This window comes from Pedococcus sp. P2_E4 (assembly GCF_056403935.1).
Map to the genome: position 1 here is coordinate 1 of NZ_JBFUEO010000065.1, position 11,130 is coordinate 11,130.

General features: G+C 73.4%; 11 protein-coding genes. 4 read left to right on the forward strand and 7 right to left on the reverse strand.

Annotated elements, in window-relative coordinates:
• Together AC1DV7_RS17585 and AC1DV7_RS17590 are read right to left on the reverse strand one after the other, a co-directional pair.
• A partial coding sequence (locus AC1DV7_RS17585) for a glycosyltransferase (RefSeq protein ID WP_477598627.1) occupies positions 1–768 on the reverse strand: 768 nt, incomplete at its 3' end.
• 102 nt (positions 769–870) lie between these two features.
• The gene (locus AC1DV7_RS17590) at positions 871–1,134 is read right to left on the reverse strand and encodes a WhiB family transcriptional regulator (protein WP_477598628.1); all 264 of its coding nucleotides are present in this window, start codon (positions 1,132–1,134) and stop codon (positions 871–873) included.
• A 244-nt stretch (positions 1,135–1,378) separates the two neighbouring features.
• On the opposite strand from AC1DV7_RS17590, the gene cofD reads away from it, so the two are divergent.
• The gene (gene cofD, locus AC1DV7_RS17595) at positions 1,379–2,350 is read left to right on the forward strand and encodes a 2-phospho-L-lactate transferase (RefSeq protein ID WP_477598629.1); all 972 of its coding nucleotides are present in this window, start codon (positions 1,379–1,381) and stop codon (positions 2,348–2,350) included.
• Position 2,351: 1 nt separating this feature from the next.
• Positions 2,352–3,452, forward strand: coding sequence for a coenzyme F420-0:L-glutamate ligase (gene cofE / locus AC1DV7_RS17600; RefSeq protein ID WP_477598630.1), 1,101 nt, complete (start codon positions 2,352–2,354; stop codon positions 3,450–3,452).
• A gap of 27 nt (positions 3,453–3,479) precedes the next feature.
• On the opposite strand, the gene AC1DV7_RS17605 is transcribed toward cofE, so the two are convergent.
• Positions 3,480–4,412 (reverse strand): DNA-3-methyladenine glycosylase family protein, encoded by a 933-nt coding sequence (locus tag AC1DV7_RS17605; RefSeq protein ID WP_477598631.1) that lies wholly within the window; start codon positions 4,410–4,412, stop codon positions 3,480–3,482.
• Positions 4,413–4,504: 92 nt separating this feature from the next.
• Here AC1DV7_RS17605 and AC1DV7_RS17610 point away from each other — a divergent pair, with 92 nt between their 5' ends.
• The gene (locus AC1DV7_RS17610; RefSeq protein ID WP_477598632.1) at positions 4,505–5,206 is read left to right on the forward strand and encodes a DUF3105 domain-containing protein; all 702 of its coding nucleotides are present in this window, start codon (positions 4,505–4,507) and stop codon (positions 5,204–5,206) included.
• A gap of 22 nt (positions 5,207–5,228) precedes the next feature.
• Here the strand turns inward: AC1DV7_RS17610 and AC1DV7_RS17615 are convergent, their stop codons facing one another.
• Genes AC1DV7_RS17615 through AC1DV7_RS17630 form a run of 4 tightly spaced genes read right to left on the reverse strand, consistent with a single transcriptional unit; the run spans position 5,229 to position 10,182 of the window.
• Positions 5,229–6,095 (reverse strand): class I SAM-dependent methyltransferase, encoded by an 867-nt coding sequence (locus tag AC1DV7_RS17615; RefSeq protein ID WP_477598633.1) that lies wholly within the window; start codon positions 6,093–6,095, stop codon positions 5,229–5,231.
• Between the two features lie 10 nt (positions 6,096–6,105).
• Positions 6,106–7,149 (reverse strand): lysylphosphatidylglycerol synthase domain-containing protein, encoded by a 1,044-nt coding sequence (locus tag AC1DV7_RS17620; protein ID WP_477598634.1) that lies wholly within the window; start codon positions 7,147–7,149, stop codon positions 6,106–6,108.
• Positions 7,146–9,074, reverse strand: coding sequence for a glycosyltransferase family 4 protein (locus tag AC1DV7_RS17625; protein WP_477598635.1), 1,929 nt, complete (start codon positions 9,072–9,074; stop codon positions 7,146–7,148). The genes AC1DV7_RS17620 and AC1DV7_RS17625 overlap by 4 nt, the downstream gene beginning before the upstream one ends.
• Before the next feature lie 34 nt (positions 9,075–9,108).
• Positions 9,109–10,182 carry a glycosyltransferase family 2 protein gene (locus AC1DV7_RS17630; protein ID WP_477598636.1) on the reverse strand — a complete coding sequence of 358 codons (1,074 nt, stop codon included), beginning with the start codon at positions 10,180–10,182 and terminating at the stop codon, positions 9,109–9,111.
• Between the two features lie 134 nt (positions 10,183–10,316).
• On the opposite strand from AC1DV7_RS17630, the gene AC1DV7_RS17635 reads away from it, so the two are divergent.
• Positions 10,317–11,078, forward strand: coding sequence for an inositol monophosphatase family protein (locus AC1DV7_RS17635; protein ID WP_477598637.1), 762 nt, complete (start codon positions 10,317–10,319; stop codon positions 11,076–11,078).
• The last annotated feature ends 52 nt before the right edge of the window (positions 11,079–11,130 follow it).

Below are 11,130 nucleotides of genomic sequence, written 5' to 3' on the forward strand. Positions count from 1 at the left end.
GGGCCGGGCCGTCGCGACCGACTCGTCGCCCGACGGCGTGGCACCGGTGCGGATCGTGGCCCGCGGCACGACCACGACGCGGCGGCCGGCGGCCTGGGCCCGCCAGCCGAAGTCGACCTCGGAGCCGAACTCGCCGAGGGCGCGGTCGTGCCAGCCCAGGTCGTCGAGCAGGGCTCGCTCGGCCAGCATGCCCGCGGTGGGGACGGCGAGGACGTCGCTGCGACGGTCGTACTGCCCCTGGTCCGGCTCCCCCGCGGCGGGCGCCGGGATGACACGACCGCTGCGGGTCATCTGCACGCCGACCGACCGCAGGATGCCCGGACGGTGCCAGTCGAGCTGCTTGGGACCGGCCGCGCCCACGGACGGCGACCGGCGGATCGCGTCGAGCAGCCGCGCGAGGGTCGTCGGTGCCGCTGCCGTGTCGCAGGTCAGGACCCACACGTGCTCGGCCGAACCCTCGCCTGCCGAGTCCTCGCGTGCCGAATCCCCCTGCGCCGAAACCCCCTGTGCCACAACGGGACCGGCCATCTCGGCGAGCGCCGCGCGCACGGCATACATGAGGGAGGAGGCGCCGGGGACGGTGACGAACTGGACGGAGGGGATGGCGCTGCGCACGCCCTCGTGAACACGAACGGTCTCGACGGCGAGGCCGTCGAGACCGGGGTCGACCACCACGAGCCGCTCGGGGCTGCGGGTCTGGCGGGCCAGGGAGTCGAGGGTCTGGGCCAGCGCCGAGGTCGGGCCCCGCAGGACGAGGACAGCGGTCACTGTCGACGCAGTCGGCGCGGAGCCGTCTGCGGGGGTATCGGTCACACCATGGGGCGGGGCAAGCGTCATGCGGTCGTCACGGGGAGTCGCCGTGGCCGGCGACTAGACCGCGCGCTTCTTGAGCTTGCGACGCTCGCGCTCGGACAGGCCACCCCAGATACCGAAGCGCTCGTCGTTGGCGAGGGCGTACTCGAGGCACTCGGCCCGGACCTCGCACCCGACGCAGACCTTCTTGGCCTCGCGGGTCGACCCGCCCTTCTCGGGGAAGAACGCCTCAGGGTCCGTCTGGGCACACAGGGACCTCTCCTGCCAGGAGAGCTCCTCCTCGGCGCCACCCTCCAGGGTGACCAGCTGCAATTCGTGCACGGCTTCCTCCTCGACCCGGTTCGCCGCTCGTGTGACGGTGCGTCACAACAATGGAATTACACGCGTGTCATACGTGGTTCGTCAAGCGGAAGTCTGATATTTGCCCGATCGGATGAACCGCGATAGTGCCCGGTTCGTGCCGTTTTCGGATCCCCTGTGGTCAGTGAGCCTTCTCGGGACGATCCGTGACGCCTGTCCACGACCTGGTCAGGGGCGGCCGGCGAGCTCCTGACAGACTGCCACCATGCGCATCACCGCCCTCGCCGGGGGTGTCGGCGGAGCCCGGTTCCTGCGCGGCCTGCGGGCCCACCTCGACCGCTCCCCCGACCTCGCCGACACCGACCTGACGGTCATCGGCAACACCGGTGACGACATCAACCTGTTCGGCCTGCGGGTGTGTCCCGACCTCGACACGCTGCTCTACACCCTCGGCGGCGGCATCCACGAGGGCCAGGGCTGGGGCCGGGCCGACGAGAGCCACCGCGTGCAGGGTGAGCTGGCCGCGTACGGCGCCGTCCCGCAGTGGTTCGCCCTCGGCGACCTCGACCTCGGCACCCACGTCGTGCGGTCGCAGTGGCTCGGCCAGGGCCTGTCCCTGTCCGAGGTCACGGCCCGCCTCGCGCAACGGTGGGGGCTGCCCGACCGCCGGATCACCCTGCTCCCGATGACCGACTCCCCGGTGGAGACCCACGTCGTGATCGAGGACGACGACGGCCAGCGCGCGATCCACTTCCAGGAGTGGTGGGTGCGGCTGCAGGCGTCCGTCGCGGCCCAGCGGTTCCTCGCCGTGGGCATGGACCGCGCCACCCCGGCTCCCGGGGTCCTCGACGCGATCCGGCAGGCGGACGTCGTGCTGCTGCCCCCGAGCAACCCGGTCGTCTCGATCGGCATCATCCTCGGGGTGCCCGGAGTCCGTGACTCGCTGCGCGGCACCACCGCCCCCGTGGTCGGCGTCTCCCCCCTCATCGGCGGTATGCCGGTGCGCGGCCACGCCGACGCGTGCCTCGCCGCGATCGGCGTGGAGTCCACCGCCGGTGCCGTGGCGGGGCTCTACGAGGACTTCCTCGACGGCTGGCTCGTCGCGGAGTCGGACGCCGCTGCGCTGCGGCTCCCGCGCGCGACGGTGCGGGCCCGCCCCATCCTGATGAGCGACCAGGAGGCCGCAGCCGACATCGCCGGCGCCGCCCTCGACCTCGCGCTCGAGCTGCGGCGCTGACATGACGGTGGGTGGGCTGCCTGGCGGGCGGGCTGGTGGGCTGCCTTCCGGTGGGCTGGTCGTCGCGCCGGTCACCGGCCTCCCTGAGGTGGTCGCGGGGGACGACGTCGCGGCACTGGTCCACGCTGCGCTGTCCACCCGGGGGGACGCCCTGCAGGAGGGGGACATCGTCGTCATCTCGAGCAAGGTCGTCTCGAAGTCGCTCGGCCTGTGGGCAGGCTCGGCCGACCACCAGGCGGTCGTCGCCTCCCAGACCGAGCGGGTGGTGGCCGAGCGCACGTCCGGCGAGCGGGTCACCCGCATCGTGAGGTCGTCGGCCGGACCGGTGATGGCGGCGGCGGGTGTCGACGCGTCCAACACGGGGGTCCGCGACGGCCTGCTCCTGCTGCCCCACGACCCTGACGCCGAGGCCGTCACGCTGCGGGCGCGCCTGCAGTCGCTGACCGGCTTGCGCCGGGTCGGGGTGGTGCTGAGCGACACCGCCGGACGGCCGTGGCGGGTCGGGCAGACCGACTTCGCGCTGGGCGCAGCCGGACTCGCGGTGGTCGACGACCTGCGTGGCGGGGTGGACGCCGACGGCCGGCCGCTCGCTGTCACCACGCGAGCCGTCGCCGACGAGCTGGCCGCGGCCGCCGACCTGGTCAAGGGCAAGGCGGAGGCCGTTCCGGCAGCGGTCGTGCGGGGTACTCCGTGGGCCACCGACGAGGACGGCGCCGGGGCGGCGACGCTTGTGCGGACCGGGCCCGAGGACTGGTTCGGCTACGGCTCCGCCGAGGCGGTCCGGGCCTCGCTCGGTGTCGAGCCAGGCAGCAGCAGCGCGGAGCGTGTCGGCATCCGTTCCGTGGCACCCGAGCTGCTCGCCACGCGGGTCCGGCGTGCCGTCGACGTGGCGTGCGACGACCTGCCGTTCCCCACCGAGACCGACACCGTGGTCGAGGGGACGATCGAGGTCACGGCCGCCACGGCATACCGGGTGGGCATCGTGGCGGCGCGGCTCCAGGTCGCCCTCTGGGGCGAGGGGCTCCTCGCCCGCCTCGACGGCGAAATCGTCACGGGCCCGGGCGGAGACCCGGCCGCGCGGCTCACCCTCACAGAGCGCTGACGCCCGCCAGGTCTGGAGCGGGTGGCGTCAGCGGCGGGTCGGCAGGTGCGTGCGGGGCGCCATGCGGGGGCCCCGACGTGGCGGGGCGCCGCCGTCGAGCCCGAGCAGGTGCTGCACGCGGTAGCGGTGCCCGCGGTAGGGCTCGAGCAGCTCGGCGAGCACGTCGTCGCCGTGGCTCTCGCCGAGCAGCAACCAGGTGAGGTTCTTGGCCACGTGGTAGTCGCCGAAGCTCACCGCGTCGGGGTCGCCGAGCGCCCGCTGGGCCACCTCGGAGGACGTCCACACCCCGATGCCGGGCACGGCGCGCAGCCGCGCCCGGGCCTCGGCGTGGCCGAGGCCCACGCACTCCTCCAGCCGTCCGGCCACTGCCGCCGCCCGCACCACCGTTCCGGAGCGGGCGCCGTCGACCGATGCCCGCAGCCACTCCCACGAGGGGATCGCTGCCCACTCCTGCGCGGTCGGAGCGACCCACAGCCGCCGGCCCTCGCCGGGCCCCGGCGCGCGCTGGCCGAACCGGTGCACGAGCGCTCGGTAGCCACCGAAGGCCTCCTGACCCGTGACCTTCTGCTCGATCACACCCGGCACCAGGGCGTGCATGACCAGACCCGACCGGGGGACGTGCCACGCGGCATACCGCTGCCACGCCCTCGCCACCTGCGGGTGGTGGGCCACGAAGTCGGAGTCGTCGTCGTCGTCACCCAGCAGGGCCGGCACCTGGTCGAGCGCCCACTGCCCACCCGGTCCCCACGCCGTCGCGGTCACGTCGCCGATCCCGGTGGCCTGGGCGAGGTGCAGCGTGGCGGGACCGGCCGGGGTCGGGAGCCCCAGCCACCAGCCGTCGCCCCGGTCGGACTGGAACGTGGGGTCACCGCCCCCGCGTCGGAAGGCACGGACCACCAGTCCCACCGAGGTCGGGCGACGGGGCCGCCAGACGCGAGTCAGCTCGGGGGTCGGGGACACCAGGACAGTCTGGCGCGTTCTGGTGACAATGCCCGCAGGCGGGACACGTAGACTCCCAGAACCCTCCCGCCCCGACAGACCCGAGGACGACGTTGAGCAACAAGCGCGCGAGCCAGGACCGCAAGGCCCGACTGGCCGAGATCCAGCAGCAGCAGAAGGCCAAGGAGCGCAAGGTGGTCGCGGGCATCGTGATCGGCTGCATCGTCCTGCTCGGCGCCCTCGGCGGTGTCGTGGCGTATGCCATCAGCGACGCGAAGTCCAAGCAGCTGCCCGGCCTCGGCGTCTCACTCGCCGCAGCCAAGTGCGACGCGGTCACGACCGACTCCGGTGGCGGCACCGGCGAGCACGTGGGCCCGGGAACGGCCAAGCCCGACCAGACCTCGGTCGACTACGACACCGTCCCGCCGAGCCACGGCGCGCACTTCGCCCAGCCGGACGTCAGCGGCCGCGACTTCTACACCGCCGAGGACCGCCCCGTCCTCGAGACGCTGGTGCACAACCTCGAGCACGGCTACACCATCCTCTGGTACGACGGCGCCAAGGTGAAGGACACCACCCTGCTCAAGGACATCGCCGACCAGGGCGACAAGCAGACCGAGTCGAGCGGCAAGTTCAAGGTCGTCGAGTGGGACGCCTCGCGCGGGACCTTCCCGGCTGACAAGCCGTACGCCCTGGTGCACTGGGCCAAGGACGCCGGTCACCGCCAGCTGTGCGGCGACCTGTCCGGCAAGGCCGTCGTCGACTTCATCAAGAAGTACCCGGCCTCCGACACCCAGGAGCCTGGCGCCGCCTGACCGTCCCTGGTCGCGACCGGCGTCAGCGCCGGCGGAACGTCAGCAGGATGAACGTGTAGTCGAGGCCGACCCGGTCCCAGTGCACGGGACGCTCGGGATGGGCCAGGGCGTCCGACGTGGACAGGTCGCCGACCAGCTCCAGCCCCGCGGCGTCGGCGGCCGCGACGAGAGCGCGGATGTCCTCGGGCCCGAAGATGTGCACCTCGCTGCCGTAGGCCGTGCGGCCCTGGGTGTCCGGTGGCTCCTGGTCGTAGTCCGTCGAGACGCACAGGACGCCACCGGGACGCAGGACGCGGGCGCTCTCGCGCAGGAACGCCTCGACCGGCACGCCGTGCTCGATGACCGACATGCAGGTGATGGCGTCGAGCGACCCGTCGGGCAGCCCGGTGGCCGTCACGTCTCCGTGGCGGAACACGACGCCGTCACGCGTGACCTGCGACCCGAACTCCAGGTTGATGCCCAGGAGCGAGGCCGGGGCGTCGCCCAGGCCGTAGAGCCTCAGCCACGGAAGCACCGGCGAGTAGCGCGCACTGCCGGCGTCCATGACGCGGGCCGTGCGGGAACCGTCGTCGGCCAGCGACAGCACGGCGCCGACCGCCCCGAGGGCGTCCCAGTTCTTGGGCTGGTCGCGGTGGAGGGGGAGCCGCAGACGGGTCGCCTCGGCGACGGCGGAGTCGGCCATGGCCCGCGACTGGAGCACGCCCGTCGGCGGCACGGTCGTGGGGACCGGCCGGGCGCCGGCACTCCCCCGTCGCGCCTCGACCCGGCGCTGGACGGCGACCCGCCCCCACAGCACGTGCTCGGCGCCGCGCTTGGCGACGGCGAGCAAGCGGCCTCCGGGCGGGGCGGCAACCTGGGGCGACGGATCGGTGTGGTCAGGCGAAGGCATGCGAGGCAATCTATCCGGCCTGCGGTCCGGGTCGGTCCTCGGCAACCTGTCCGGGACGGTCCTCGGCAACCCGTCGGTGCCGGTCCTCCTCGACGACGATGTGGTCGTGCTCGCGTTCGACCGTGGAGGTGATGAGGTGGTGCGAACGGGCCCAGGCCCACCCGCCGAGGGCGAACACCACGTCGGCGAGGAGCGTGAGGAACCGCGACACCACGACGACCGCGGTGGCGGCCGGCACCGAGATGACCGGCCCGAGCAGCAGCACCAGCAGGCCCTCACGGACTCCGACGCCTGCGGGCAGGATGACGGTGAACATCGACAGCGAGGCGGCGAGGGAGAACCCGGCCACACTGGCGAGTGCGAGCCGGGACCCGTCCTGGCCGGCGTCGCCGAGCGTGCGGGCCAGGATGTAGACGGACAACCCGGTGCTGGCCCACGACAGGCAGAAGCAGACCACGGCGAACAGCACGGTGCTGCCGGACAGCCGGTGCTCCAGCGGCGGTCGGCGCAGGACCCGCAGCCCGAGTGCGATCGCCCGGTTGAGCAGCCGCGGCCACAGCACCAGCACCAGCAGGGGCAGGACGAGCAGCAGGGCCCAGCCGGTCGACGCCGTCGAACTGCGCGAGAGCAGCAGCGGCAGCGCCGGCATCCCGACGATGAAGCCGCAGATCGCGGCCAGACCGACGGTCAGCAGCCCGACGACGGCCGAGCGCTGCCGCGGGATGTGCAGACGCGCCCCCATCTCGGCCTGCGCGACGATGGCCCACACCGATCCCGGCAGGTACTTGCCGAGCTGCCCGACGAAGAAGATGCCGCCGGCCTCGGCGAGGTGGATCCGGGACCCGAGGTCGGCCAGGATCCGGCGCCACGCGAGCAGCGTGAGGATCGGCGCGATGCAGGTCACGAGCCCAGCCAGGGCGATCGTCCCGGGGTCGATGCGCCGCAGGTCCGCGGACACCTCGTCCCAGTTGCGGGCCACGGCGTAGGTCACGCCCGCCACCACCAGCACGGCCAGCAGGATGCGCAGCGCCGCGAAGGCGCGCCCGCGGGTCACCGTCGCCTCAGGGTGAGCCGCACGAGCCCGTATGCCGCGTCGGGACTGTGGGAGGACCCCGAGGCGTGCCGCATGCGGCTCGTGATGTCGCCGTCGAGGTCGCCGACCAGGAGGAAGCCGAGGTCGTGCGAGCGGGCCAGGACGCCGCGGACGTCGGCGGGACCGAGAGCGCCCTCCGCACCGGTGCCGCCGATGGGCAGCGTGACGCAGAGCAGGCCCCCGGACTTGAGGGCCCAGGACGCCTGGCTCATGGCCTCGTCGATGTCGTCGGCGTCGCAGCCCCCGGGATGCAGGCGCACGATGACATCGAGCGAGGCGGTGTCGACGTCGAGCACCTCGACGGAGCTGCGCCGCCCGGTGAGCTCGAGCTCGACGGGTTCGAAGCCGATGGCCCGCGCCCACCGGCTCAGCGGTGAGCGGGCCCCCGACTCGTCGACGATGACCGCACTGCGGCGGCCGTCGTCGCGCACCCGCACGATGGCGGCCAGGGCTCCGAGCGCGGCCCAGGCGGCGATCGGGTCCCCGACCCGCGGGAGCCCCAGGCTCCGGGCGAACGCCTTGGCCTCGTCTGCCTCGTCGGCGTCCGCGAGGACGTCACTGGGCCGGACCCACTCAGGCAGGTCCGCTCGCGCGAGGGCGACCTCGGGACGCGAGGCCGCGACGATCCCGCGCACGGCGGAGGCCGCCCGGTGACGCAGGTGACCGACGACGGCGGTGGCGCCGGTGGCGGCATCGGGGTCGGTGCCGTCCGCGGCGGCCTCGCGTTCGGCGGCGGGCTCGACCGACGCCAGCGCCTCGATCGCACCCACGTACCGCGCCCACGGGCCCGACAGGTCCGGCGCGCGCACCGCGGCCCGCAGCTGGTCGGCATACCCGGGCTCGGCCAGGCGACGCAACGCCTCGGTGAGGGCCTCGACGTCGCCCGGCGGCACGAGCAGCCCGTCGACGCCGTCGCGGACCTGGGAGCCGAAGGTGCCCACGTCGGACGCCAGCACCGGGAGCCCGTGCTGCTGCCCGAGGAGGGCGTTCTGCGACGCGGTCGCGCTGCGGTAGGGCAGCGCCAGGACGTCGTGGCTGGCGAGCAGCGGAGCGAGGCGGTCGGCCGGCACGTAGCCCCCGTGCACCTCGACCCGCCCGCGCAGCCGCGGGTCACGGGCCAGCTCGCGGACGCGTTCTCCGCTGCTGCCCCACATCTCCCCCGCGACCGTGAGGGTCGGGCCGGGGACCTCGGCGAGCGCCTCGAGCAGCAGGTCGAGGCCCTTGTAGTCGCGGACGATCCCGAGGGCCAGCAGGCGCGGCGGCCCGTCGTGGGCCGGGCGCTCGAGTGGCGGGCCACCCGGCAGGTGCGGCGGCAGGTCGGTGACCGAGACCCGCGGGGCGCGCAGCTCGTAGGCCAGCTTGGCCTGCGAGTCGCTGTGGACCAGGACGGAGTCCACGCGCTGGAAGAGCTGCTGCATGAGCTCGCGGTCGCCGACGTGGGTCTCGTGGGGCAGCACGTTGTGGGCGATGACGACACTGCGCGGACGCCCCTCGCCGACGCCGGCGCGGCGACCGGCGCCCGCTGCCCGCAGCAGCGCGAGGTGGGCCGGGACGACCGCGGGGATCACGTGGACCACGACGATGGCGTCGAAGCCGCGCAGCCGTCGACCCGCACGGACCCACGTGTCGGGGCGGGCCCAGCTCAGCGCACGGACCGTCCGCGGGAACGGCGGGAGGTCGGCGGCTCCCCCGGGCACCGCCTGCTCGCCGGGGTACAGCTTGGAGGGGTACAGGTGGGACCACGACACGAGGGTCACGTCGTGACCGGCCTCGGCCAGCTCGTGGGCCAGCATCGTCGTGTGCGCGGCCACCCCACCCTTGTAGGGGTGGGTGGGGCCGACGACGGCGACCTTGAGCGCGGCGGACGCCGCGGCGGCGTCGGTCATCGCCGCCCCCACGCACACGGCATACGGACTCCGCTCACACGCTCGTGCGCGAACGCACGACGAGGTCCGACAGGAGGGCGAGCGAGCCGATCATGATCCCGCTGACGATGAGCAGCACCGTGCTCGCCGGGAAGTAGAAAGGGTGCCGCACCATGTCGACCACGCCCTTGACCACGCCGATGACGATGAGCCACAGCGCCGGCGGCATCAGCACCTTGAGCGGGTCGAAGTACATGACCATGCGCAGCACCTGGAGGATGTAGCGGTAGGCGTCGCGGACGAAGTGGAACTTGCTGACGCCCGCACGCTTGGCATAGCTCGTGGGGACGTACTTGATGTCGTGCTGGTTGGACAGGAACGCCAACGTGATCGTCGTGACGCAGCTGAAGCCGGGGGGCAGCAGCCGCAGGTACGGCAGGGACACCTCGCGGCGGAAGGCCCGCAGGCCCGAGTTGAGGTCGGGGATGGTCTGGTTGGTGAGCTTCTCGGCGATCTTGCGGATCAGCCACTTCGCCGGGACACGGGCCCACTTGTGCGTGCCCTCCTCGGTGGTGCGGGCGCCGACGACCTGGTCGTACGAGTCGTCGTCGCGCAGGATGCGGACGAGGTCCGGGATGCGCTCGTTCTCGTAGGTCATGTCGGCGTCGGTCCACACGACGATCTCGCCGTAGGCCTGCTGGGTCCCGATGCGACGGGCCGTGCCGCTGCCACCGTTGCGGCGGAACGGCATCACGCGGATGCCTGCGTAGCGGGTGGCTGCGGACTGCAGCACCGCGAGGGTGTTGTCGGTCGACGCGTCGTCGATGCAGAGCAGCTCGTAGGTGAACTCGCTGGCGTTCATGGCGGCCGTGATCCGGTCGATCTCCTTGAGGACGTGCTCGCCCTCGTTGAAGCACGGCAGGACGATCGTGACGTACGGCCTGGAGGGGTCGTGCCCCTCCTCGCCTGCCAGCGGGGTCGCCTGGGTCGCCGGGAGGTATGCCGCGTCGGCCGGGTGGGGTCGCGGGTCACCGCTCGCGGGGGCCGGGATCGGCTCGCGCGCCGTGCCGATGACCTCGGTGGCGGGGGCGTCCGGCGACGGGAACGTCTGCGTGGGGTAGTCACTCATCTCGTCGCGAGCCTACCCGTCAGGCACGGGTCACGGCCCCCACCCCGCGGTGGCCCGACCCACGACCCGGTTTCGACCGATGGCCCGGACTGTGCCAAGTTGGACGGGTGGACACCCAAGAGGTTCTGGACCTGATGAAGACCGTGGCGGCGGACGTCATCACCCCCCGCTTTCGTGCACTGGCCGACGGCGAGGTGATGGAGAAGAACCCCGGCGACCTCGTGACCGTCGCGGACCAGGAGTCCGAGGAGATCCTCACCCGCGAGCTGTCGGCCGCCTTCCCCAGCGCGTTCATCCTCGGCGAGGAGCTCACGTCGGCCGACCCGAGCGCGCTCGAGCGGTTCGTGGCGGCTGACCACGCCTTCACGGTCGACCCGGTCGACGGCACCAAGAACTTCGTGCACGGCTCCCCCGACCACGCCGTCATGGTGAGCGAGATCGTGGGTGGCGAGACCGTGCGGGCCTGGATCTGGCAGCCGGAGCACGAGGTCGCCTGGGTGGCCGAGCGCGGCGCCGGCGCCTGGCGAAACGGCGTGCGGCAGCAGCGTGAGCCCGTCGCCGACGGCGTGGCGGCCCACGGCGCGACCTCCATCTGGCCGTTGCGGGGCCACTCCCTCGGCCGACTGCCCGCCCTGGTCGGCTCGTGGGTGTGCTGCGGCGTCGACTACCCGCGGCTCATCGAGGGAGCCATCGACTACATCCTGTACGCCCGCAACAGCCCGTGGGACCACGCTCCCGGCGCGCTCATGGTCGAGGAGGCCGGCGGCGCCGTGGGCCACACGGACGGCACCCTCTACTCACCGCGTGGGCTCAACCCCGGGATCGTCGTGGCCGCCGACAAGGGCACGTATGCCGGGGTGCGCCGGCTCGCCGCCGACGCCTTCGCCCGGCGCTGACGCGCGGTCGGCGGGCACCGACGCGACTCCCCCCACGGCGGCGGTGCCTGGC

What these genes read in the sequence shown, in the direction of transcription:
- cofD (WP_477598629.1), top strand. Translation starts at nt 1,379, where the DNA reads ATGCGCATCACCGCCCTCGCCGGGGGTGTCGGCGGAGCCCGGTTCCTG.
- cofE (WP_477598630.1), top strand. Translation starts at nt 2,352, where the DNA reads ATGACGGTGGGTGGGCTGCCTGGCGGGCGGGCTGGTGGGCTGCCTTCC.
- AC1DV7_RS17615 (WP_477598633.1), bottom strand. Translation starts at nt 6,095, where the DNA reads ATGCCTTCGCCTGACCACACCGATCCGTCGCCCCAGGTTGCCGCCCCG.
- AC1DV7_RS17625 (WP_477598635.1), bottom strand. Translation starts at nt 9,074, where the DNA reads ATGACCGACGCCGCCGCGGCGTCCGCCGCGCTCAAGGTCGCCGTCGTC.
- AC1DV7_RS17630 (WP_477598636.1), bottom strand. Translation starts at nt 10,182, where the DNA reads ATGAGTGACTACCCCACGCAGACGTTCCCGTCGCCGGACGCCCCCGCC.
- AC1DV7_RS17635 (WP_477598637.1), top strand. Translation starts at nt 10,317, where the DNA reads ATGAAGACCGTGGCGGCGGACGTCATCACCCCCCGCTTTCGTGCACTG.